Below are 22,629 nucleotides of genomic sequence, written 5' to 3' on the forward strand. Positions count from 1 at the left end.
AACGGGTGACCTCAGCATGTGCACAACCTCACCGCCCGGACGCCGCCGAAGAGTTGGCGCCCGGCACCGTCTGCTCGCGGCCACGGCCGTGGCGACCTCACTGGCGGTGGCCGCCTCCGCCAGCGCCCTGCAACCCCCGGGCGGATCCCGCCCGGCAACGGCCAAGGACCGCAGGTCCGCGGACTCCGGCCTCGACGACGCCGCCCAGGTCCGGGAGGACCAGTGCCGGCTGAACTATGTGCTCGCCAGGGGCGGGCCGGTGATGAAGGTGATCGCCCGGATGGGGCTGGCCGGCACCCAGGCGGAGCTGCATACCGCAGCCGACCGCCGGTACTGGGAGAAGACCCCGCTCTCCGACGCCTTCGCCAAGGACAAGGACACCACTTACGCGAAGATGCAGGAGCTGAACGACCGGGATGCGGACTGGGAAAGGGCGCTCAACGTCCGGCAGATACCCCCGGGTTACACCAACGCCGGCTTCACCGAGCCGCCCCGGAACCCCGACATCTTCGGCCAGACCGGCTTCAGCAACTGGATAGCCGGCCAGTTCTGGAAGTCCGAAGGCGACTTCTACGAGCGCACTGCCTCGCACGCGAGCCAGGAATCCGCCGACGCGGTCAAGAACATCGCGACCACCCGGTACTCCCCGGACCGTTACGAGGACAGCGCGGACTGGCACGCCTGGGAGGACATGACCTTCATGCACTCCATGGACGCCGACGACGCGCGTCTGTTCCTCCAGCACGGAGGGTTCCCCACCAAGGCATCCGACCCGACGTCGATGGAGTACCGCATCGACGTCGAGAACCTCAAGGCCCGGTTCGCCACCTGCACCAGCACCAACCCGCCCGACCCGCATGGGGTACTGACCTCCGAGATCGTCGCGGCGCACAGCGAGTGGCAGTCCGAACTCTACGCACAGCGCACCCAGCGGGACGCCATCCAGGAGGCCGAGCGCGAGGCCAACGACGACCTGATGACCGCCGCCCAGGCCATGGGTGAGGCGCTGGGACAGTCGATGATCGCCAGTCGGCTGACCGACTGGCAGGACTACTTTGTGCACGCCGACCCGGGCCGGGTCGGCATGAACTACCCCACGCGGGAGGAGTTCAACTCGGTCAAGGACCGCATCGCCCAGGCCAGGGCGCGGGCATCCGGGCGGCTGTTCGTTGCCTCGCGCGCCGCGCAGCACGCCAAGAAGCAGGCGGCCCGGGTGGACACGGCCAGGAACCAGGCGTACGCCATCGCCGACGCGGCCAAAGTGCCGCGCGGCCGCGGCCTGATGTACTCCCAGCAGGCGGCGCAGGTCGCCAAGGCGTCGATCGCCGCCACCCAGGCCGCCGCCAAGGCCACCGAGACCGCCGTCAACGCAGCCCGCGCCTCGGCGAACGACAGCAAGGCCCTCAACTCCCTGGCCATGGCCCAGTCGCACGCCGCCAAGGCGGAGTTCCGGCGCATCGCCGCCCAGGAGGCCGCCGCCGACGCCAAGTCCGCCGCCGAGGGTGCCGCCGCACAGGCTGCCCAAGCGGCCAAGAACGCATCCGACGCCAAGTCAGCCCAGGCCAGGGCCGAGGACGCGGAGAAGACGGCCAAGGCCGCGGCGGACGACGCCGCGGCCAAGCGGGCCACCGCCGAGTCCGAGCGGGACAAGGCGAAGACGGAGAAGGAGACCGCCGAGAAGGAGCGCGCCAACGCCGCGGCGGCCGACCAACGGGCCAAGGATCAACGGGACGTTGCCACAAAGAAACTGACTGAGGCTCAGGACGCCGGAAAGACGGCGAGCGACAAGAAGGACGCGGCACAGGCTGCCGAACGCAAGGCAGCCACCGCGCGTGACAACGCCAGGGACGCCGAGCGCAACCGGGACATCAAGGCCGCCAAGGCGGCCGCCCTGGAGGCCTACGCAGCATCGGTGGACGGCACCGACGCCGCCAACGACGCACGGGCCGCCGCGACCAGGGCACGCGCCGCCGCCAACGACGCGACCACCGCCGCCAACGACGCACGGGCCGCCGCCAACGAAGCCACCAACGCCGCGGCCGCCGCCCGGGAGGCGGCGACCCGCGCCGACGCCGCCGCATCACGGGCCAAGGCAGCCTCCGACGCCGCTCAACGCGATGTGACCGTCACCCGGGCCCAGGTGATGAAGGCCCATGCGGCGGCCGCCGACGCGATCGCCGCCTCCAACGCCGCCGCCGAGAACGTACGGCAAGCCAGGGCATACGCCGACACCGCCAAGTCCAAGGCGGTTCAGGCACATGCGGACGCGGTCATCGCGCGGACCGAGGCCGACAACACGGCCGACGACGCCAAGCGCAGCGTCGGCTATGCCTACGCGACCGCCCAAGCGGCCCTCGCCGCCCGTGATTCGGCCGCCCAGGTCATACAGCCCGCCAATGACGCCATCCAGCTCGGTTCCCCCTACAAGGAGACCGACTCGTCCGCCGGGCTGGCGGTGCTGATCGGACAGAGCTCCAAGACCACTGCCGAGCAGCAGGAAGCCGTCGCCCAGGCCAAGACCGCCCAGGCGGCCCGGGCCGCCGACGCGGCCAAGGACCTGGCGGAAAGGGCCGATGCCGACGCCAAGGCAGCGGCGGCCGCCGCGGCCGACGCCGCCGGGTCCGCGGCGGCCGCCGCCACGTCTCTCGGCCAGGCACGTGCTTCCGGGGCCACGGCGGCCGCGGCCGCACGCGCCGCCAAGGAGGCGGAGAGCAAGACCGTCCAGCACAACCAGCGGGCCACGGACGACGCAGCCGCCGCCGCGAACGCCTCGACCACCGCGAGCGGCTACGCCTCCCAGGCCAACGACGCGGCCGACGCCGCCGAGAGGGACGCGTCCTCCGCGCGCAGCGCGGCCAGTGACGCGGAGAGCAAGGCAGGCGCCGCCCGTGATGTGGCCGACCAGGCCGACAGGGACGCCACCACCGCCGAGTCGGCAGCGGCGCATGCGCGTGAACTCGCCGACGAGGCACAGAGATCGGCGTCCCGCACCGAAGACGCCGCCGACGCCGTGCAACAGGAGGCCAACAGGTCCTCCGACGGCCCGGTGAGGCAGGACGGCGTGGTGATGCGGCCGAGCGCCGACACCAAGGTCGACATCGATCCCAAGAGCGACTGCGTCGGGACGCACAGTGGCCCTGACATCGGCTGTGAGATCGACCTCGAGTACCACATATACGGGGAGATGGAGTTCTTCCTGGAGTCCTGCCCGCTGCCCGGCGTGGCACGGGCCGACTGCGGCGCCAGCATCCAGCGCGACTACCTGGCCAGCGCCCCCCTGGATGTGCGGTACCGCAAGGACAAGGTCCACATCGACGGCCTCGAGTTGACCAAGGCCGTCCTCAAGGGACTGGTGACAGGCGCCTTCCGGGATGTCATCGACTGCTCCCACGGCAAGCTCAGCGGCTGCGCCTGGCTGGCCGGCAGCATCGTCGTACCCCAGGTCCTGGGGGTCGGACTCCGCTATGCGGTGGCCCTGCGCGCTGCCATCCAGAGCGGGACCCGCCTCAGCGAGGTCCTGTACGGGCTCCGCGCCTCGGGGCTGAGCGACCAGGCCATCGCCGGTCTGGAAAAGGTGGGCGCGGAAGCCCTGTTGGGTCGGTGCTTCCCGGCCGGCACCAAGGTCCTGACCGACCACGGCCCCCAACCGATCGAGAAGGTCAAGGTCGGCGACCGGGTCTGGTCGGCCGAACCGACGACGGGCAAGAAGACCATCCAGAAGGTCACCGGACTGCACCGCCGCACGGTGGACTCACTGGTGCGCATCAGGACGGCCGACGGCACCGTGGAGGCCACCGACAGCCACCGGTTCTGGGTCCAGGGCCGCGGCTGGACCGAGGCACACAACCTCCGGGCCGGAGACACCTTCCGGACCGCGAAGGGCAGCACCGACCGGGTACTCGGCACCACGGCGGACCACCGGCGCGCCAAGGTCTACAACTTCGAGGTCGAGAACGCCCACACGTACTTCGTGTTCGCGGGGGCGACGGCCGTCCTCGTCCACAACGAGTGCACCCCCGAAACGCTTCTCGCGGACCTCATCAAGGACGGGGATCATATCGTTCTCGGAGTCAACCCGTACTCCGATAAACTCGCTCGAGAGGTCATCAAGGGGAACAGCAAGACGTTCAACCTCAAGGCGCTCGGCGCCCCGACACCGAATTCCGATGGCCGCCCCCTCTGGATGACCGGGGCCCAAGAGGCGCTGTCCAGGTCCGGAGTCCGGATTTCGGTAACATTGGACGGTATCCCAGGCGCCGAGAATGCCGATCAAGCCCTGGCCATGTTCATCGAACGCGGCAGGCCGCTGGTGGGCGGCGACTGGAGACAGGTGGCAACACCGGGCTCGAACAACGGCACCGCATGGGAGATGGCGATCCTTCGGCTCCAGGTGGTGACGGGCAAGCGGAGCTGGGAATCGATCGACTGGTACTGGAAAGGCGACACGGTGCAGCCCACCCGTCCCGACTGGGCTCAGCAGCCCCACTTCAAGGAGAACCGGAAGGATGTCAGAGTTCATTCGCAAAGGTCGGCTCTTCCGCGTCGTCAGCTTTCATCCATCGCACCGTCAGCTGTTGTTGCGCAGTGAAGCGACCGCGATCGACGAGACCACCACACGGGTGGAGGTCTACATCGGTCATGTGGAACTGATGTTCCTCAAGGCCATCTACGAGAACGGCCTGCACATCCGGCGCGCCTCGGAAAGCGAGTACGCCGTGCTGCGCGAGCGGCACGGCCTGGCCCAGGAAGACGCGCAGTGGACCTGGATGCTGGACCCCGACAGCGACAGTTTCGTCATCGCGGGCCAACCAGCCTGGCGTGAGGCGGAGTTCGCGCTGATGGACCGCGAGTCCCTGTTCGACTTCTCCAAATCATGGCCGCCGGACTACCCGGCGGAGTCGGGCCTCGTGGACTAGCCGGGCGCACCGGATGAGCGGCCGGAAATCAGGCCACTGCCGCCCCCGGTGAACATCAAACGCGGAGCCCCTGCCCAAGCGGCGGGGGCTCCGTCATGCCTGCCCCCGGATCTCCCATCGCCGACTCGCCAGGAAGTCCGCGACCGCCCGGTCGATCCGGCCTTCATCGGTTCCCATCACCCGCAGGACCCCCAGGTAGTCGCGGTTGGTCCGATAGAGCGGATGGCACTCTCCCGTCGCACGCAACGGCCGGTAGACCAGCCGCAGCCCATCACGCTCCAGGTCGCTCGCCGCGGGCGCGGACACCAGAGTGCCCCCGCGTTCCGCGCATACATACTCGATGCGCAACCGGCCACCGGTGCGGGCGCCAAGCTCGGGGGGCAGCGGCTCGCCGAGGTGGGTGCGCAGAATGTGCTCGAACAGCGGTATGCCCAGCGCCTCGGCGAGCGCGAGATCGCACTGGTCGCCTATCGCCCGGTAGTTGACCTCGATGATCCGGGCCCGCTCCCCCTGCACCACAAACTCGGTGTGGCACACCCCGAACCCGATCCCCAGCGCGCGCAGCTGCGCCAGGACCTGCGCGGTGTACGGCTCCGGCGGAGCGGGCAGCAGGTCCAGCCGCCGCTCGATGAAGTACGGCAGCGGGGAGAGCCGGGTGCGGAACGAGCCGAGGGTGTGCAGGGTGCGGCCGTCGCCGAGCGTCTCCAGGGTGTGCAACGGCCCATCCAGATACTCCTCGACGACCAGGGCCTCACCGGGCCGGCGGGCCCCGATCCGGCGGCACTGCTCGGCCAGTTGGCCGGAGTCCCGGACGAAGACGACATCCTCACTGGCCACACCCTCGCGCGGCTTGACCACACAGGGGAACGGCACCGTTCCCGGCCCGGGTTCCTCGTCCGCCGCCAGCTCGACGCACCGGACGGAGTCCAGCCCGGCCGCAGCCAGGCCGCGCCGCAGCTGCGCCTTGTTCTTGGCGCGCAACGCGGCCCGCCAGTCCTTGCCCGGGAGCCCGAAGTACTCGGCGGTCAGGGCAGCTTGGGTCTGCAGGTGGTCGCTGTTGGTGAACACGGCGGCGGGTCTCCCCAAGGCCGAGATCCGGCCGATGACCTCGCGGAAGTCGCGTACGTCGCAGGGGACGATGTCGAGTTCGAGCCCCGCCCTTCGGTGGGCGGCGGGTTGATCGGTGAGCAGGGTGACGGCCGGCCCGAGCCGGGCGGCGGCAGGCAGAAAGCCCTCGGTGACGGAGTCGGTGGGATTGAGCGCGAGGAGGTAGAGCCGCTGCACAGGGTTGCCTTTCGGGCCGAGGGCCGGGTGGGCGTTCGCCGCGTGAGCCGCCCGCAGTTGCGCACTGTTCAGCTACGCCCCACGCCCTGAACCACATGATTGTCTTGATCTGCTCAGCGCACAGCAGCGGCGCGACGAGGCCCGGGCACGTTCCGGCCGGGAAGCGGGTAGACACGCGAAACTTCGATCGGGTGGGACCGGCCCACGACGTAGGCGTTTCCGTCCTCGAACTCCAGCCGTTTGCGGGCCGACAGCACGCCCCGTACGTCCCGCACGGTGTGTGGAATCCCGCCGACGGTGATCACGTCACCCATGCGCACCCCATCTCCGGTCACGGTGATAGTCGCAACTCTCGGCTGCTCCGCGAGTCGGCGGGGTCTTCGTCGTACTGCGATTTCCGGACAGTCTTGCCTGCACTCCCGCGAAGAACCGTACTGCCATTCACGAAAGACGGCAAGGTCGCAGAAGAGTGACTTCCGCTGATCAACCTGCCTAATGTTTAAGGCAGTAAGGTCTCGAGATCACTTCCCACCCCAGGAGGTCGCTGTGAGCAGCAACAGCGAATGGACCAGCGCATCAGTGCCCTACTTGACGCCACGCAAGGACGGTCAGCCTGACGCGTGGAGTGACGAGACTGCCACGGAGGGCCTACAAGGAACCCAACGCATCGTTACTGCTGGGGAAGTTGTGCCACCCAGTGAAGTGAGTGAGCTACTGCGTACTACGACAGGCGAGCACGTGATCGTCCGCCGCAGGATCATGTACCTGGGTGACCAGCCGATGGAGTTGACCGACACCTACTATCCGTTGGACATCGCGAGCGGCACCGCCTTGGCCGGAAAAGCCAAGATCCCAGGTGGCGCGGTGACGCTGCTGGCACGCCTCGGCCACGTCGGAGAACGCATCCGCGAAGAAGTCCGTGCCCGTATGCCCGGAACGGACGAGCGCGAAGCCCTGTCGATGGATGCGGGCGAGCCCGTTCTGCACCTGACGCGCGTCACTCTGGATGCCGACGATCGGCCCATCCAGGTGGACGTCATGACGATGCCCGCACAGCGGCAGTGCCTGCGCTACGAGTTGAAAGCCGGATGACCGTGCCCAAGGCTGATGGAAACGCACCCGACCGGCGCTCGCTCCACGAACGCATCGCCGCAGACCTGAGGGACGAGATCATGTCCGGCGAGCTGCCGCCGGGCGGCAACCTGCCCTCGACCCAGCAGCTCAAAGACCGCTTCGACGCCTCCAACGCGACCGTGCAGAAAGCACTTCAGTTGCTGAAGGGCGAGGGACTGGCCGTGGGCCGCCCGGGCTCCGCGGTAACGGTTCGCGAACACCGGCAGCGGACCATACGGCCCGCCTCCTTCATGGCACCCGCCGAGCCGGGCCGGCCCTACCGCTGGATCGTGGAATCCGCGAAGCGAGGGGTCCGGGGCAGCAGCAGACTCCTGAAGGTTGGCGAGGTGAGACCGCCGGCGGACGTCGCCGCGGCGATGAACATCGCCAAGGCCGGTACGGCCCTGCTGCGCTCCCAGGTCCTGCTGTTCGACGACGAACCGGTGGAACTGGTCAAGTCGTACTACCCACTCGACATCGCGCAAGGCACCGCGATGATGGAGCACCGCAGAATCCGGGGCGGTACGCCCACCCTGCTCGCCGAACTGGGCTATCCGCCTCGCCGTTGTGTGGACCAGGTGTCCGCACGAGTCCCCACCCAGGAGCAGTACGCGGCCCTGGAGATGCCGAGTGACCTCCCGGTCCTGCGGACCTTCCGCGTGGTGTACAGCGACGGCGACCGACCCATCGAGGCGTCCGTGATGGCCAAGGCCGGCCACCTCTATGAGCTGGAGTACGACTTCTCGGGATAGGACCCTCAGCCCAGCAACCCCGTCAACTCCCCCGCCCGGGCCAGCGCTTCCAGCTCGTCCAGCGCCCGCCGGGCGCGGACGACGGCGTGGGTGCCGTCGTCGCGCACCACCTGGGCGGGGTAGCGCACCTCGGTGCGGGCTCTCTTCACCAGCCGTACCGTCACTTCGCCGCCCGTATCCAGCATCCCGCCGGTCATGGCTTTCCTCGTTCCGTGCTCGCCGTGATCAACCGGCGAAAGCCTCTCCCGGGGCGGGCTCGGCGGCCACTGGTTTTCGGTGCGCCGGCTTATCCCCGCACCGCCGACGCGCAGGTCGTGCGCGTCGCATGGGCCGGGTCGAGGGCGTTGGCGACCTCGTGGAAGGCGATGCGGTCGACCGTGCCGATCGCAACATGCTCGGACACATCGACCGAGCAGAGGTTCTGAAGCAGGACATTGCGGACGTTGGAGCCGGAGAGGTACTGGGTGCGGTACGGGGTGACGACCTCGTCGTACTTGGTGACGAGCATGGTGTAGCGGACACCGGGCACCGTGTCGGGCCGGGAGTTGAGGCGCTTGAGGAAGTCGGAGCCGACCGCCTGGTCGGTGAGGCCGGGGGTCAGGCGGTGGATCGCGTCACGGGCACCGGGGACCACGTCCAGCAGTCGGGTGAGGCCGGAGAGGGTCGTGCCGTGGTTGCTGGGCGCTATGCCGACCAGGGCGTTCACCTTGGGGCCGCCGCCCAGGAAGTTGAGGTAGTAGCGCGGCATCAGACCGCCGCCCTGGGAGTGGCCGACCAGGTCGACCTTCTTCACGCCGGTGGCGGCGCGGACCTTGTCGACGAAGTCCGAGAGCTGCCCGGCCGACTTGGCGATCGAGTTGAGGCCGTGGAAGAACGGCACTCCGGGGATCTGCCCATAGTCGAAGGAGTAGACGCAGTAGCCGCGCTGCTTCAAGTAGGGCGCGAGGACCAGCCAGTTGTCGACGGAGTTGCCCAGCGTGCCATGGGCGAGGACGACGGGGCGGGGGTGGGCGGCGGACGGCTTGCAGGAGTAGTCATTCCAGCCGCTGCTGACAACCTTGGCACGGGCGGGGGCGGCCGTCGCGGCGGGGGCGGCGGCCCCGGCCGCGAAGACCAGGGCCAGGGCCGGAAGGAGGGTACCGAGGGCGCGCAGGACTCTTCTGTATACGGGCATGGGGGGGCACCTCACAGGTGGGGGAGGTAGGCGCGCGGCAGTCGTCGCACCGTGCAGGACTGCCTGCGGGTGAGAGGGGAACTAACTTACGTGTCAGTAAGATTGCGGGAAGGTTACTCACGCGTCAAGAAGTGCGGCATGGATTCGCCCGCGTGAATCCGGCCAACCGTTCGGGCGGCATGGGGCGTTGTCCGGAGCCCGCCCAACTCCGCGAGAGCGAAGGAGGAGGGCTCCTCGGGACACTCTCCCGGGAAGCCCTCCTCCCTCTTCCGGTCTCTTCCGGCCGACGAGATCAGCCGAGAACGGCCGATGCGCAGGTGGTGGGTGTCGCATGGGCGGGGTCAAGGGCGTTGGCAGCCTCATGGAAGGCGATGCGGTCGACCGTGCCGATCGCGACATGCTCGGACACATCGACCGAGCAGAGGTTCTGGAGCAGGACGTTACGGACGTTGGGACCCGACAGGAACTGGGTGCGGTATGGGGTGACGACCTCGTCGTACTTGGTCGTGATCACCGTATAGCGGACACCGGGCACGGTGTCGCCGCCCTCGTTGAGGCGCCGCATGAACTCCGAGCCGACGGCCTGGTCGGTCAATCCCTGGGCCGCCTTGCCTATGGCCTGCCGGGCCCCGGGGATGGCATCCATGAGCCGGGTCAGGCCGCTCAGGGTCGTGCCATGGCTGCTGGGGGCAATGCCGACCAGGGAGTTCACCTTGGGGCCGCCGCCCAGGAACTTGAGGTATTGGCGCGGCACCGCACCGCCGCCCTGGGAGTGGCCGACCAGGTCCACCTTGTCCGCGCCGGTGGCGGCACGGACCTTGTCCACGAACGCGGAGAGCTGCTCGGCCGACTTGTCGATCGGGCCGAGGCCGTTGATGCCCGGCAGGCCGGGCAGCTGTCCGTAGTCCAGGGAGAAGACGCAGTAGCCGCGGGCCTTCAAGTAGGGCGCGAAGACCAGCCAGTTGTCGACGGAGTTCTCCAAGGTGCCATGGATGAGAACAACGGGGCGGGGGTGGGCGGCCGATGGCTTGCAAGAGTAGTCATTCCAGCCACTGCTGACGGTCTTTGCCGGGGCGGAAGCGGCCGACGCAGCGGCGCCCGCCGTCAGGACCAGAGCCAGTGCCGAGAGTGAGGAGCCGATGATGCGGAACGATCTCCGAAGCTTGAACACAGAGATACCTCGCAGGTGGGGGATGAGCCATACGAGAGCAGCACAGTGAACCGGAACTCTCGTACGGGCCGGGAGCGGAGTGCTTACGCACGAGTAGGTTGCGGGGCGGCAGGCAGCTTCGTCAAGAAGGTTTCATATGTCCGTTCGTACAAAATCAGCCAGTCGCTCAGGCCACATGGAGCGCACGGCGCGCCTTGTCGTCGGACTCGTCGAACGTCAGTTGGTGCGTGGCGAGTTCGGCGTCATCCAGGTTCTCGGCGCCAGGGCGACGGACCGCACCCCGGCCCGCTGCAGGGCGAGGGCGGTCTGCCGGCTCTCGCTTCCAGGGCCCCGCATCTCCCACGCCAACGCCGACGCCCTCAGCGGTAGCTGGCCCGCGCGGTCGGGCGCTGGAAGAAGTACCGGCCCGGCCCTCAGACACCTGCTGCCACCGCGGCGCCCAGCCCCAGCAGGACGACACCGGTCGTCACACTGAGCCCCCGCAGGACCGTCGGCCGTGATATCAGGGCGCGCCCTCGGCCGACGGCCCAGGTGAGCAACATGTACCAGGAGGCGCTGACGAGCGCCCACAAGGCTCCCAGGGCGACGGTCGACAGGAACACCGGGCCCTTCGCCGTCACAAACTGGGGCAGCACCGAGACGGCGAACACGCCGGCCTTGGGATTGCCGAGGTTGGTGCTCAGGCCGGTGAGGTATCCGCCCGCGAAGCCGGTGCGGCGCCCGCCCTCGCGGGGCGGACCGGTGGAAACGGTGGTGAGCGCGGTCCGTAGCGTCTTCACTCCGAGGATCATCAGCACGATGCCGCCTGCGATCCGGAGCGCCGCGTACGCGGTGGGGCTGGCCAGCAGGACGGCGGACAGCCCGGCCGCGGCGGCCGTGGACCACAGCAGGAAGCCGGTGGCGTTGCCCGCGAGCGTGCCCCGGACTGTGCGTTGGCCGCCTTCCAGAACCTGCCGGATCAACAGGGCTTGACTCGCGCCTGGCAGCATCGCCAGCAGCAAGGTGGTGGCGATGAAAACGGGCACATGCGTGGGCATGGGAAAAGAACCCCTTCCGGGGATTGCGGCCGATGGGTGCACCACCAGGCTTCCTGTCCCGCTCCCCTAAGAGAAGTTAAAAGAGAAGGGTGCAGCGTTAGGATTAGTGAATGGTGGTGGACCCGGGACAGCTCCGTCTTCTCGCGTTGATCGAGCGGCACGGCTCCCTGACAGCAGCGGCTCGCGCCCTCCAACTCACGCCCGCGGCGATCACACAGCAGGTGGTCAAGGCCGAGCGCGACTGGCAGGTGCCGCTGGTCGTGCGTGGTCCTCGCGGGGCAACGCTCACCGCGGCCGGCGCGCTGCTGGCCTCCCACGGTCGAACCGTGGAGGAGGCCTCGGACAGAGCCGAGGCGGAACTGGCCGCACTGCTCGGCCACCTCTCCCTACGGCTGCGGATCGGAACGTTCCAGGCAGCTGCCCTGCACCTGCTGCCACCCGCCCTGACGGCGCTGCGCCACCGCCATCCGGACGCCGACGTCTCGGTCGTGGACGTGGTGTCCGGACGCGGAGCGGACGAGATCAGCGCGGGGCGCCTGGATGTGGCCATCGTCGCGTCCTGGGGCACGCCGCTCGCGCCGCCCCCACGCATACGGGCTCACCCGCTCCTGTTGGACCCGATGGTCGTGGTTCTCCCCGACGACCATCCACTGGCCACCGGGCAGCCCGCGGACACCGAACTTCACCTGGAACAACTGCGCAACGAATCGTGGGTTTCCATCCTGGCCGGCCATGCCGCCCGCGAACAATTCCACGACGCTGCCCGCGAGGCCGGCTTCACTCCCACCGTGCGGTTCGAGACCGAGTCCTACGATGTCGCCCAGGCCCTCGTCGGCACAGGCATCGCAGTGGCCCTGGTCTCGCGCCTGGCCCTGACCCATGCGCCTGGCACCACCCATCGCGAACTGGCCCATCCCAGGCCCTACCGCCAGCTCTACGCCGTGACCAGAACAGACGCCAGCCTCACACCACTCGCAGACATGCTCATCGGCCTCCTACGCGATGTCGCCCGCGACATCACCGCCGCCTGGGAGGCTCCCCTGCAAGAAGAACAACGCTCATCGAACTCACCGCACGGAGCCTGAAAAGCCCCCGGTTCTGAATCGACACCGCCTGGTCCGGAGCTGCCGGCCCGAGGCGGTGTGCAGGTGCGTGAATCTCCTTATCGCACCTCCTGTCGTGCTCTGCACCCCCTGGCTGGTTTTCGCCCTTGCCCACCCACCATGGACCAGACATCGAGCGCTCGCATGAATGGCCATCGCTCGAACGGTCCTCGATCACCTGCGTGGGCCACCTGCACCCCGCACGCTCAAGGCATGACCCCCTCCTTCTCGGGTTCCTCAGGTTCCTCGGTGGTTCGCCCATTCCACCCATTCCGCTCGTTCCGCCGGGAGATGCGGAGCGCGGTGACGGGCCGCGCCGCGCTGCTGGTGATCGGCGCGCTGGTGCTGCACCTGGCGTTCATCGCCTCGTACGTCGGCGCCTTCCACAACCCCGCACCCAAGGACATCGCCCTGGGCGTGGTCGCCCCGAAACAGCTCGCCGGGCGGCTGGTGAACAGGCTGGGCGCGCTGCCCGGCGGCCCCCTGGCCCCGCGCACGGTGGCCGACGAGGCGGCGGCCGCCCGGCAGATCCGGGAGCGCAAGCTCGATGCGGCGCTGGTCGTCGATCCGCGCGGCAGCACCGACACCCTGCTGGTCGCCGGTGCCGCGGGCGCCTCGCTCGCCCAGGCCACGGAGGCGGTGCTCACCCGCGTCGAGGCGGCCGAGCGGCGCACCCTGGAGGTCACCGATCTGGTGCCGCCGAGCACCGGGGACGCCCGCGGGCTGACCTCGTTCTACCTGGTCGTGGGCTGGTGCGTGGGCGGCTATCTGTGTGCCGCGATCCTTGCGATCAGCGCCGGCGCCCGCCCCGCCAACCCGCACCGGGCGGTCATCCGGCTGGGTGCGCTCGCACTCTACGCAATCGCCGCCGGGCTGCTCGGCACGGTCATCGCGGGACCGGTCCTGGGTGCGCTGCCCGGCAGCATCCTCGGGCTGTGGGGGCTGGGATCGCTGCTGGTCTTCGCGGTCGGCGCGCTCACCCTGGCCCTCCAGGGGCTGGCGGGCGTCGTCGGCATCGGGCTGGCGATCGCGATCGTCGTGGTGCTGGGCAACCCGAGCGCGGGCGGCGCCTACCCCTACCCGCTGCTGCCGCCGTTCTGGCGGGCGATCGGCCCGGCACTGCCACCGGGGGCGGGCACCTGGTCCGCCCGTTCCCTCGCCTACTTCCGGGGTCATGCGCTGACCGCCCCGCTGCTGGTGCTGGCCGCCTGGGCGGTGGCCGGTGCGGCCGTCACCTTTGTGTCCGCGGTGTTCCGGGGCCGGAGGACGCCGTGAAGATGCCGTGAGGATTCCGCGCGGAAGAGCCGTACCGAACGGTTGGGATGGCCGCTCTTCGGCCATTACCGTGACACCCCTCAAGGGCCGGAGTCAGCCGAACCACCGTTCGGCGACCCCCTTTTCGGCCGGACTTCACGGATCACCCGGCCCGGCGTGTCGGGCCTGAGAATCAGCGACTTACCCGGGGCTTGAAATCGCCATTCCGAAGGTCCGTACCGCAGTTCACCCAGCGGATACATGAAATCGCTGCTGGTCAACACTCCCGCAACAATAATCCAACCGCTTCTCACCCAAGCCGGACATCTTCCGGTACGCGGATTTCCCGCGCTGCCGCCCGCGCGTCACGCTTCACACACAATCGCGCCACTACTCAGAGTTTTCAACTAGCGACCGGAAGTGATCGATCCACGTGCGTTCATGCACAACTTAAGCCAGACTGCCGCCCGTTATCTGAACCCACGAGCAAGGGAGTGTTCGGAATGCGGTACATCACTGGGGGGATCGCGCTGGGGTCCGCACTGGCCCTGGGAGGCCTGGTGGCGGCCGGGACGTCGGCGACCGCCGCACCCACGCCAGCACCCGCGCCACAGATCCAGAGCCTGTACGCACCCTCAGCGCTGGTACTGACCATCGGACAGGGAGACACGGCGGCCACCGCCGGCGTACAGCGCGCCGTGACCCTGACCTGCACCCCGAAGGCCAGCGGCAGCCACCCGGACGTCGTCGGCGCCTGCGCCCAACTGCGCGCCGCCGAAGGCAACTTCAAGGACCTCACCGAGGCCAGGTCCGGCTCGGCCTGCACCAAGGAGTGGCGCCCGATCACCGTCACGGCACAGGGCGTCTGGGAAGGCCAGCGGGTCAACTACGAGCATGTCTTCGGCAACCCCTGCATGGCGAAGTCGGCCAAGGGCAGCGTTTTTGAGTTCTGACTCCGGTCGGGAGTCCGGATGCAGAGCCGGGCATAAAGCGGTCCCCGGACACCGTGGAGGTGTGTCCGGGGACCGCGGTCCATGGGTGGTCAGCCGATGCTCGCCCCGTACGCCTGCAGGGCCTGCGGCACGGGCTGGTAGTAAGTCTCCCCGCCCAGCATGCAGTTGCCACTTCCGCCCGAGGTGATTCCCAGCGCGGCATCGCCGGCGAAGAGCGGGCCGCCGCTGTCGCCGGGCTCGGCGCAGACGTCGGTCTTGATCAGCCCGGTGACCGTGCCCTCGGGATAGTTGACCGTGGCGTTGAGGCCGGTGACCGTGCCGCCGTGCACGCCCGTGGTGGAGCCGCTGCGCTGCACCGCCTCGCCCAGGCGTGCGTCACGGGCCTGATGGATGGGCCGGGTAGCGGCGTTGTAGAGGTCGACGGCGCTCGGGTGGTCGACGTCGGGGACGGTGTACCGCGCCAGGGCGAAGTCGTGCCCGGGGAAGGAGGACGCCTCGGTGACCGCGACCTGCCGCCCACCCCGGGTGTCCGACCAGCTGGGCACCGCATTGCCGCAGTGCCCGGCGGTCAGGAAGTAGGGCTGCCCGCCCCTGAACACATTGAAGCCGAGCGAACAGCGGGCGGAAGTGCCCCAGATGGCGTCACCGCCCGCGATGAACCGGGTGAGCCGGAAAGGGCTTCTCCTAACCTCCACGGCGCCGCCGAAGCGGGAGACGGCCTGGTTCAGCCTGGCGAGCCTGGCGCCCGTGACCGTCGGATCGGCGGTCACCACAACCCGGTTGACTCTGGGGTCCGTCACCCAGGCGGTGCCGGGGATGGTGGCACGGTCACTGAGCGTCTGCCGCACCGAGGCCAGCCGGGCCTGCGCGAGCCGTGCCGTATCGGACGAGGCCTGGGCCTGCTGCGGGGCGAGGGTCACGGCCACGAGCGCGGCGGCCGCCGCACCGGCCGGCACCCCGCGCACAAACCAGCGGAAGAGCTTCAACTCGGCACCTCCAGTGGGGGGTTGGGTCCGGAGGCGCAGCCGCCGACCGGGCCCGGAGGACGAACGACACAGCCGCACCCCCGGTTGGAGGTCGCGTCCATGCCAAGCTGTGCGTCCGAGTGTCCCGAGTGAAGGTGGGCGTGCGCAAGGGGGACTTCCGGTCGTGCGCATGTTCATGCGCGCCCCTGGTGCGCGCGTCACGCCCGTTGGGGGTGGTATCGCGTTCCCGGGGGACAACCCCCGGCCCCCCGGCCGCAATCGCGGGTGACTACGCCGGTCCGGCGTCGCTCTCCCCCGTGCCGCCGGGCTCCGGCGGCGGCGCGGGCTTCGGCGGCGCGGGCGCCGCGGATCCATCGTGACCGTGGAACTCCGCGCGCTCCAGGAAGCGCAGCAACTCCACCGGGAAGGGCAGCACCAGCGTCGAGTTCTTCTCCGCGGCAACCGCCACGATGGTCTGCAGCAGCCGCAGTTGGAGGGCCGTGGGCTGCTCGGACATGGTCGCCGCGGCCTCGGCCAGCTTCTTCGAAGCCAGCAGCTCGGCATCCGCGTTGATCACCCGGGCCCGGCGCTCACGCTCGGCCTCCGCCTGCCGGGACATCGACCGCTTCATCGTCTCGGGCAGCGAGACGTCCTTGATCTCCACCCGGTCGATGTGCACGCCCCAGCCGATGGCGGGGCTGTCCAGCATCAGCTCCAGGCCCTGGTTGAGCTTCTCCCGGTTGGAGAGCAGGTCGTCCAGGTCGCTCTTGCCGATGATGGAGCGCAGTGAGGTCTGGGCCATCTGCGAGACCGCGAAGCGGTAGTCCTCGACCTGGATGACGGCCTCGGCCGGGTCCACCACCTTGAAGTAGACGACCGCGTCCACCCGGACCGTGACATTGTCCCGGGTGATGCCCTCCTGGGCGGGCACGGGCATGGTCACGATCTGCATGTTCACCTTGCGCAACCGGTCCACGCCCGGAAGGATCATGGTGAACCCCGGCGCGCGGATCTCGGGCCGCAGCCGTCCCAGCCGCAGCACCACGCCTCGCTCGTACTGTTTGACCACTCGGGCCGCCGCCATCAGGTACATCGCACCTACGGACACTGCGGTCACCGCTGCCACGACAAGGTCTTCGACCATCACGGCCCCCTGCGTCCCACGACAGGTGATACGTCCACGGTATGCCCACACCGCCGCATGGTCGAGCCCCCGGCCGAGCGGGCCGGGGGCTCACGATCGGGAAGCGACCGGGAAGGGGACCTCAGGCCAGGCTCACCCCGTAGGCGCTGAGCGCGGGGACGACGGGCTGGAAGAAGGTCGTACCGCCGGAACGGCAGTTGCCGCTGCCGCCGGAGGTCAGGCCGAGCGCGGTGGTGCCGGAGAAGAGCGCGCCGCCGCTGTCACCGGGCTCGGCACAGACGGTGGTCTTGATCAGGCCGCGGACGACCTGGCCTCCGCCGTAGTTGACCGTGGCGTTCAGACCGGTCACCCGGCCCCCGTGCACCCCGGTCGTGGACCCGCTGCGCTGGACGTTCTGGCCGACCCTGGGGGTGGCCGCGGAGGTGATGCGCTGCGAGCCGCCGTTGTAGAGGTCCACGGCGCCGGGGTGGGCGATCGAGCGGTTGGTGTACTGGACGATGCCGTAGTCATGGCCCGGGAAGCTGGTGCCGGTGGTGGGTCCGATGCTCGTGGTGTGGCCGGAGTTGGTGTAGTAGGGCGGCTTGCCCTGGGTGCAGTGACCGGCGGTCAGGAAGTAATAGGTGTTGCCCTTGTGGACGTTGAAGCCGACCGAGCAGCGCCAGCGGGGGGCGTAGATCGCGTCGCCGCCCGCGAGCAGCTGCTTGAAGGCGCCGGGGGTGCGCTCGATGCGTATCGCATCGGCGTTGGGCCCGGCGGTCTGTCTGATCTTCGCCAGGTCCGCCGTCGAGACGGTCGAGTCGGCGGTGACCACCACGGTGCCCGACTCCTGGTCGACGACCCAGGCGGTGCCCGCGACATCGGCGGACTGGACGGCCGAGCTCGCGGCGGACAACTGCGCGGCGGAGTGCACGGCGGCCGGGGAGCCGGCCGCATGGGCGTTGGTGGCGACGAGGGCTGAGGCGGCCAGCAGACCGGCCGCCAGCGCGGCCGTCCCGGCCCGCTTGCCGATGGTGCGCGGGGTGGTGCGCCTGATCCTCACGTATTCCTCCCGAAGGTGGGGGCGTCGGGGGCTCAAGGGCCCGTGAGGCGCGGTCGAGGGGCACGACCCATTCCGATTTAGCCGTGCCCCTGACAAGCGCTGCTGGGGAGTATTCGGGCCGCGACGCATATGACGCAAGGACCGTTTCGGACTCGGCCACGGCCTGCGGCACCTGCTCAACACCGCTTGCGGAAGGGCTGGTTCACCGGTGACGGACACCGCCCTTCCGTTCCGGCCGGGTTTCCGGGACGGCCGGAAGTCGACCGTCGCCGGTGGCGTTCAGGCCGGCCGGCCCATCATCTCGGGCAGTGGCAGCCCCAGGTGTTCGCGCAGCGTCTCGCCCGAGTACTCCGTACGGAACGCGCCGCGTTCCTGGAGCAGGGGCACGACCCGGTCGACGAAGTCATCGAGTCCGCCGGGGGTGCGGTGGGGGACGAGGATGAAGCCGTCCGCCGCGTCCATGGTGATGAACTCGTCCAGCTCGGCGGCGACCTTCTGCGGGGTACCGACGAAGGACGGCCGGCCGCCCGCCTCGATCACGGTCTGCCGGATGGACAGCCCCTTGGCCTCCGACAGGGCGCGCCACTTGGCGGCGGTCGCCATCCGGTCGCCGGTCCCGGCCCTCCCCCGGGTCAGCTCGGCCTCGGGGTCGGGGTCGATGCCGGGCAGCGGCCCATCGGGGTCGTAGCCGGACAGATCACGGCCCCAGATCTGTTCCAGCGTCAGGATGGCCGTCTGCGGCGACACTTGCTGTCTGCGGAGCTCGGCCGCCCGCTCCTGGGCCTCGGCGGCGGTGTCGCCGAGGACAAAGGTCACCCCCGGCATGACCTTCAGGTCCTCGGGCCGGCGACCGTACGCACCCAGGCGGCGCTTGACATCGGCGTGGAAGGCGCGGCCCGCTTCCAGGGTGCCGTGCCGGGTGAAGATCACATCGGCGGCGGAGGCGGCGAACTCCCGTCCCTCGTCGGAGTCCCCGGCCTGGATGACCACCGGGTGCCCCTGGGGACTGCGGGGGATGTCGAACTCCCCCGCGATGTCGAAGTGCCGGCCATGGTGGACGAAGAGGCGGGGCCTGCCGTCCGGCCGCCAGGAGTCCCACAACTCCCGGGCTGCGGCGACGAATTCGGCTGCCCGGGTATAGCGGTCGGCCCGGTCGAGGTAGCCGCCGCGGCGGAAGTTCTCGCCGGTGAAGGCATCGGAGGAGGTGACCACGTTCCAGGCCGCGCGCCCGCTGCTGAGGTGGTCGAGGGAGGCGAGCCTGCGGGCGAGTTCATAGGGCTCGTTGAAGGTGGCGTTGACCGTGGCGGCCAGGCCGAGTCGTTCGGTGACGGCGGCCAGCGCGCTCAGCACGGTGATCGACTCGGGTCGGCCGACCACGTCCAAGTCATGGATCCTGCCCTTGTGTTCGCGCAGCCGCAGCCCTTCGGCGAGGAAGAAGAAGTCGAACAGGCCGCGCTCGGCGGTGCGTGCCAGGTGTTCGAAGGAGGCGAAGTCGATCTGGCTGCCGGAGCGTTGACCGGTCCAGACGGTGGTGCTGTTGACTCCGGGAAAGTGCGCGGCGAGGTGCATCCGCTTCCGGTGGGCACGGGTCATGCGATCCCCCTGGCGAGTGCATAGCGGTTGGCCGGGCGCGGCAGGCCGAGGTGCTCCCGGAGCGTGGCCCCGGGGTAGAAACGGCGCAGCAGACCGCGGTGTTGGAGGACGGGCACGGTGCCGTCGACGAGATGGCGGAGGTCGCGGCCGGGGTCCTCGGGGCGGAAGTGGAAGCCGTCGACCGTGCCGTCGGTGTACCAGCGGGCGACCAGCTCCGCGAGGGCGACGGCTTCGGCGGCCGCGTGCAGGGCGACCGGCAGGGAGGCGAGGACGACGATCCGGTGGGCGTCCGGTCCCCGGCCGTGGGCCAGGGCGCGTTGGCGCAGGTCGTCTGCGGCCGCGCGGACGGGGCGCGGGTCATCGGAGTGCCCGGTCCGTATGAAGGCGATCTCCGCCCGGCGGGCGGCGGTCTCGCGGGCGGGCGAGGCGGTGGCGTCGATGGCGATCACCGGGTGGCCCTGTGGGGGCCGGGGCACGATGGCGGGGCCGCGGATGCTGAAGCCGGGGCCGTCGAAGTCCACACGGTGCAGCTTGTCCCGGTCGATGAAGCGACCGGTCGCGGCGTCGCGGATCTCGGCGTCGTCCTCCCAGCTGTCCCAGAGCCGGGTGACCACGTCGGCGACCGCGTCGGCCTCCTGCCACAACTGGGCGACGGGCCGGGCCGGGCGGCGGCCGAAGGCGCGCGCCTCGGCGGCGGTGGCGGACACCCCCACGGTCCAGCCCGCCCGGCCGCGGCTGACCCAGTCGAGGCTGGAGACGGCCGAGGAGACATGGAACGGCTCGGTGTGGGTGGTGGTCACGGTGGGCACCAGCCCGATGCGGTCGGTCGCGGGGGCGACCCGGGCGAGCATGGCGAGGGCGTCGGGCCGGCCGACGCCCCGGGCCGGCGGGCGGAAGCCGTCGTCGAGGGTGACGAAGTCGAACCGGCCGCGCTCGGCGAGACGGGCGGCCTGGACATACGGTCCGGCGTCATGAACGCCGGGCCGGTCCAGGGCGACGGCAAGGTGAAGTGGTCGGGTGGGCAGGGGCATTGAGGGTTCCTTGTCTTTGTACTCGGCTCGGGCGCGGGTCTTCAGCCCGTCCGGCGTTTGCGGACAACGCGGCGAAGCCGCGTTGCGGGGCCCGGGGCGAAGCCCCGGAAGAAACGGTGAAAGGGCGGGACCGGGGCACAACCCACCGGACACCCCTAAGCGCCGCAGGCATCCGCGCCTCCGCGCAGAAACCCCAGCACGGCCCGCGCCGTCGCATCGTTCTGCCGGAACCCGGGCGCGTTGGTGCGCGGCCGGGCGAACGCCGCCGCGCGCGCATCCGTGAACGGGCCGAGCGCGAAGCGGCGCGGATGCGGGCGGCCGTCCCGCCCCAGCACCCGCCCGTCCCCGGCCGCCACCGCCAGCAGTCCGGCCGGGGTGACCATGGCCTCCGCGCCCAGCGCGCGCAGCAGCGGGTCGCGGGAGCGGAAGACGGTGGGTGCGGGCAGCCGGGCCTCGACCAGCGCCCGCGCCTCGACCGGGGGCCCGGGCAGGCTTGCGCTCCGCGCCCGGAACGCCCCGCGCACGGCGTCGGTATCGACGGCCAGGTCCGCGCCCAGGAAGCGCACCAGCCCGGCCCGGGAGAGCGCGAGCAGCTGTCGCAGCCGGGGGCCGGGCGGGCCGGAGGCGAGATAGCTGAAGAATCCATGCCACCAGGGGCCGATGGCGCCCAGGCGGACAAGCTGCCCGTAGACGGACAACAGGCCTGCGAAGACGGCGAGATCGGCGCTGTGCCGGGGGTCATGGCTGCGGGCGAGGTCCGCCTCGATGTGTGCGCGCAGACCGACCTGCAAGGACTGCGCATCCGGGAAGCGCACCCCGGCCAGCGGATGATCGAGCGCACTCAGGTCGAGCCGGTCGGCCGGATCGGGCACGGAGGCCTCGATCAGCGCCTGGAGTTCGGCACCGCCGGGTTCACCGGCGTCGTACTTCTCCTCGAAGTCGGGCCAGTTGACACTGGTGCGCTCCGGATGCGCGGTGAACAGCCGGTGATAGTGGGCGAACCCCAGTTCCTTGTCGACCAGTGGCCGGATGTCACGGTGGAAGTCGGGCCGCCCGGGGCGGCGCAACAGCTCCTCGATCTCGGATGGCCCCACATAGCGGGGAAGCGAGGGGAGTTCGCCATACGGCTGGTAGCCGATCTTCGCCCGGTAGGGGACTCCGCGCCGCGACCCGATGTGCAGCACGGGCTCGCGCCCGGAGGGGTGGTAGGTCAGCCCGCCCGCGCCATCCTCCGTATAGCGCCCGCCGCGCCCCTCGGTGAGCAGCACCATGAGGTCGACGAAGGCGAGGCCAAAGCCCCGTACGATGACCGGCTCGCCGGGCCGCAGGGTGCTCAGATCGCTGTCGGCGGTGAACTCGGGTGGCAGATAGGCGAGTCCGTGCCGGGCGGCGAAGGCGGCGAGCGCGGCCTGCCCGGCGTCCGGCTCGGCGGCGAGATGGCCGAGGGCGAGCACCACCAGGTCGGCGAGCAGCGGCTCGGACCGCCCCGCCAGCCACACCCGCTGCCGTCCGGTATCCGGGCCGCTCAGCCGCACGGCGCGGGTACGGTGCTCCCGCACGGTGACTCCGGGCGGCAGGGCGGCGACCGCCTGCCGGTACGCCCAGCCCAGATAGGCGCTCTGCAGCCGGCGGCCGGCGAAGCTTCGCCCCGTCAGGCACCTTGCCTCGGCGGCTACTTGGTGAGTGAGCCCGGCGGGGGAACCGGCCGCCCACTCGGCGAGCGAGGGGCCGGGCCGTACCGGGCCCTCGATCACCACGGAGTCGTCGGTGTACAGGGTGACGTCCTCGGCGGTGGAGTTCATCCACAGCAACGGCGACTGGTCGTGCCGCCAGATCCGGCCGCCGCCGGGTGGGTAGGGGTCGACGAGATGTACCTCGAAGCGGCCGGGGCCGAGGAGTTCGGGGGCGTTGGCGGCGATCCGTTCGATGAGTCCGGTGCCACGCGGTCCGGCTCCGACGATGACCAGGGAGGGGGTGGGGCGGCTTTCCGGGTACGGGGGCATGCGAAGGCTCCGTGGATGCGGTGATCGAGCACGGGATCACACCGCTTGCCTTCACTTGTGGCCGCGCCCCTCAGCACGGCCGGACGCCGAGGCTATG

19 protein-coding genes are annotated in these 22,629 nt (G+C 70.2%); 7 read left to right on the plus strand and 12 right to left on the minus strand.

The annotated features are described in order from the left end of the window. The first annotated feature begins 16 nt into the window (after positions 1-16). Both ABCR83_RS01065 and ABCR83_RS01070 read left to right on the plus strand, forming a co-directional pair. On the plus strand, positions 17-4,588 hold the full coding sequence (locus ABCR83_RS01065; RefSeq protein WP_462692254.1) for a polymorphic toxin type 27 domain-containing protein: 4,572 nt from the start codon (positions 17-19) through the stop codon (positions 4,586-4,588). Next, positions 4,506-4,916 carry a hypothetical protein gene (locus ABCR83_RS01070; protein ID WP_462692256.1) on the plus strand — a complete coding sequence of 137 codons (411 nt, stop codon included), beginning with the start codon at positions 4,506-4,508 and terminating at the stop codon, positions 4,914-4,916. The genes ABCR83_RS01065 and ABCR83_RS01070 overlap by 83 nt, the downstream gene beginning before the upstream one ends. A 93-nt stretch (positions 4,917-5,009) precedes the next feature. Here ABCR83_RS01070 and ABCR83_RS01075 read toward each other — a convergent pair whose 3' ends face one another. Both ABCR83_RS01075 and ABCR83_RS01080 read right to left on the minus strand, forming a co-directional pair. Next, positions 5,010-6,200 (minus strand): ATP-grasp domain-containing protein, encoded by a 1,191-nt coding sequence (locus tag ABCR83_RS01075; RefSeq protein ID WP_462692258.1) that lies wholly within the window; start codon positions 6,198-6,200, stop codon positions 5,010-5,012. A 113-nt stretch (positions 6,201-6,313) separates the two neighbouring features. After that, positions 6,314-6,514: a hypothetical protein gene (locus ABCR83_RS01080; RefSeq protein WP_462692260.1), complete on the minus strand. Its 201-nt coding sequence runs from the start codon at positions 6,512-6,514 to the stop codon at positions 6,314-6,316. A 181-nt stretch (positions 6,515-6,695) separates the two neighbouring features. Between ABCR83_RS01080 and ABCR83_RS01085 the strand changes: the two genes are divergently transcribed. Together ABCR83_RS01085 and ABCR83_RS01090 are read left to right on the plus strand one after the other, a co-directional pair. Then, the gene (locus ABCR83_RS01085; protein ID WP_462692262.1) at positions 6,696-7,292 is read left to right on the plus strand and encodes a GntR family transcriptional regulator; all 597 of its coding nucleotides are present in this window, start codon (positions 6,696-6,698) and stop codon (positions 7,290-7,292) included. Further along, positions 7,289-8,065: a GntR family transcriptional regulator gene (locus tag ABCR83_RS01090; RefSeq protein ID WP_462692264.1), complete on the plus strand. Its 777-nt coding sequence runs from the start codon at positions 7,289-7,291 to the stop codon at positions 8,063-8,065. Before ABCR83_RS01085 ends, ABCR83_RS01090 begins: the two co-directional genes overlap by 4 nt. 5 nt (positions 8,066-8,070) lie before the next feature. Here the strand turns inward: ABCR83_RS01090 and ABCR83_RS01095 are convergent, their stop codons facing one another. The 4 genes from ABCR83_RS01095 to ABCR83_RS01110 form a co-directional block, all read right to left on the minus strand. Beyond that, entirely contained in the window at positions 8,071-8,262 is a 192-nt protein-coding gene (locus ABCR83_RS01095; RefSeq protein ID WP_462692266.1) for a hypothetical protein, read from the minus strand. A gap of 89 nt (positions 8,263-8,351) precedes the next feature. Further along, positions 8,352-9,239 (minus strand): esterase/lipase family protein, encoded by an 888-nt coding sequence (locus ABCR83_RS01100; RefSeq protein ID WP_462692268.1) that lies wholly within the window; start codon positions 9,237-9,239, stop codon positions 8,352-8,354. A 292-nt stretch (positions 9,240-9,531) separates the two neighbouring features. After that, the gene (locus ABCR83_RS01105) at positions 9,532-10,359 is read right to left on the minus strand and encodes an esterase/lipase family protein (protein WP_462692324.1); all 828 of its coding nucleotides are present in this window, start codon (positions 10,357-10,359) and stop codon (positions 9,532-9,534) included. Between the two features lie 464 nt (positions 10,360-10,823). Then, positions 10,824-11,447 carry a LysE family translocator gene (locus ABCR83_RS01110; protein WP_462692270.1) on the minus strand — a complete coding sequence of 208 codons (624 nt, stop codon included), beginning with the start codon at positions 11,445-11,447 and terminating at the stop codon, positions 10,824-10,826. 110 nt (positions 11,448-11,557) lie between these two features. Between ABCR83_RS01110 and ABCR83_RS01115 the strand changes: the two genes are divergently transcribed. The 3 genes from ABCR83_RS01115 (at position 11,558) to ABCR83_RS01125 (ending at position 14,757) form a co-directional block, all read left to right on the plus strand. Beyond that, positions 11,558-12,532, plus strand: a complete 975-nt coding sequence (locus tag ABCR83_RS01115; RefSeq protein WP_462692272.1) for a LysR family transcriptional regulator — start codon at positions 11,558-11,560, stop codon at positions 12,530-12,532. Between the two features lie 309 nt (positions 12,533-12,841). Beyond that, complete coding sequence (locus ABCR83_RS01120) at positions 12,842-13,825, plus strand: YhgE/Pip domain-containing protein (RefSeq protein WP_462692274.1); 984 nt, start codon at positions 12,842-12,844, stop codon at positions 13,823-13,825. 482 nt (positions 13,826-14,307) lie between these two features. Beyond that, a complete protein-coding gene (locus tag ABCR83_RS01125) occupies positions 14,308-14,757 on the plus strand; it encodes a subtilase-type protease inhibitor (protein ID WP_462692276.1) in 450 nt (149 codons plus the stop codon). 89 nt (positions 14,758-14,846) lie between these two features. Here the strand turns inward: ABCR83_RS01125 and ABCR83_RS01130 are convergent, their stop codons facing one another. The 6 genes from ABCR83_RS01130 to ABCR83_RS01155 form a co-directional block, all read right to left on the minus strand. Next, complete coding sequence (locus ABCR83_RS01130; RefSeq protein ID WP_462692278.1) at positions 14,847-15,743, minus strand: S1 family peptidase; 897 nt, start codon at positions 15,741-15,743, stop codon at positions 14,847-14,849. 268 nt (positions 15,744-16,011) lie between these two features. Beyond that, positions 16,012-16,866 (minus strand): slipin family protein, encoded by an 855-nt coding sequence (locus ABCR83_RS01135; RefSeq protein ID WP_462692280.1) that lies wholly within the window; start codon positions 16,864-16,866, stop codon positions 16,012-16,014. A 121-nt stretch (positions 16,867-16,987) separates the two neighbouring features. Continuing rightward, the gene (locus tag ABCR83_RS01140) at positions 16,988-17,905 is read right to left on the minus strand and encodes a S1 family peptidase (protein WP_462692282.1); all 918 of its coding nucleotides are present in this window, start codon (positions 17,903-17,905) and stop codon (positions 16,988-16,990) included. A 279-nt stretch (positions 17,906-18,184) separates the two neighbouring features. Continuing rightward, entirely contained in the window at positions 18,185-19,498 is a 1,314-nt protein-coding gene (locus tag ABCR83_RS01145) for an NtaA/DmoA family FMN-dependent monooxygenase (RefSeq protein ID WP_462692284.1), read from the minus strand. Continuing rightward, positions 19,495-20,529 carry an LLM class flavin-dependent oxidoreductase gene (locus tag ABCR83_RS01150; protein ID WP_462692286.1) on the minus strand — a complete coding sequence of 345 codons (1,035 nt, stop codon included), beginning with the start codon at positions 20,527-20,529 and terminating at the stop codon, positions 19,495-19,497. Before ABCR83_RS01150 ends, ABCR83_RS01145 begins: the two co-directional genes overlap by 4 nt. 155 nt (positions 20,530-20,684) lie before the next feature. Further along, on the minus strand, positions 20,685-22,532 hold the full coding sequence (locus ABCR83_RS01155) for an FAD/NAD(P)-binding protein (protein ID WP_462692288.1): 1,848 nt from the start codon (positions 22,530-22,532) through the stop codon (positions 20,685-20,687). Between the last annotated feature and the right edge of the window lie 97 nt (positions 22,533-22,629).

This window comes from Streptomyces xingningensis, assembly GCF_054957865.1.

Coding starts and splice junctions, on each gene's coding strand:
- ABCR83_RS01065 (WP_462692254.1), top strand. CDS start 17: ATGTGCACAACCTCACCGCCCGGACGCCGCCGAAGAGTTGGCGCCCGG.
- ABCR83_RS01070 (WP_462692256.1), top strand. CDS start 4,506: ATGTCAGAGTTCATTCGCAAAGGTCGGCTCTTCCGCGTCGTCAGCTTT.
- ABCR83_RS01080 (WP_462692260.1), bottom strand. CDS start 6,514: ATGGGTGACGTGATCACCGTCGGCGGGATTCCACACACCGTGCGGGAC.
- ABCR83_RS01085 (WP_462692262.1), top strand. CDS start 6,696: ATGTTTAAGGCAGTAAGGTCTCGAGATCACTTCCCACCCCAGGAGGTC.
- ABCR83_RS01090 (WP_462692264.1), top strand. CDS start 7,289: ATGACCGTGCCCAAGGCTGATGGAAACGCACCCGACCGGCGCTCGCTC.
- ABCR83_RS01095 (WP_462692266.1), bottom strand. CDS start 8,262: ATGACCGGCGGGATGCTGGATACGGGCGGCGAAGTGACGGTACGGCTG.
- ABCR83_RS01100 (WP_462692268.1), bottom strand. CDS start 9,239: ATGCCCGTATACAGAAGAGTCCTGCGCGCCCTCGGTACCCTCCTTCCG.
- ABCR83_RS01110 (WP_462692270.1), bottom strand. CDS start 11,447: ATGCCCACGCATGTGCCCGTTTTCATCGCCACCACCTTGCTGCTGGCG.
- ABCR83_RS01115 (WP_462692272.1), top strand. CDS start 11,558: ATGGTGGTGGACCCGGGACAGCTCCGTCTTCTCGCGTTGATCGAGCGG.
- ABCR83_RS01120 (WP_462692274.1), top strand. CDS start 12,842: ATGCGGAGCGCGGTGACGGGCCGCGCCGCGCTGCTGGTGATCGGCGCG.
- ABCR83_RS01125 (WP_462692276.1), top strand. CDS start 14,308: ATGCGGTACATCACTGGGGGGATCGCGCTGGGGTCCGCACTGGCCCTG.
- ABCR83_RS01135 (WP_462692280.1), bottom strand. CDS start 16,866: ATGGTCGAAGACCTTGTCGTGGCAGCGGTGACCGCAGTGTCCGTAGGT.
- ABCR83_RS01145 (WP_462692284.1), bottom strand. CDS start 19,498: ATGACCCGTGCCCACCGGAAGCGGATGCACCTCGCCGCGCACTTTCCC.
- ABCR83_RS01150 (WP_462692286.1), bottom strand. CDS start 20,529: ATGCCCCTGCCCACCCGACCACTTCACCTTGCCGTCGCCCTGGACCGG.
- ABCR83_RS01155 (WP_462692288.1), bottom strand. CDS start 22,532: ATGCCCCCGTACCCGGAAAGCCGCCCCACCCCCTCCCTGGTCATCGTC.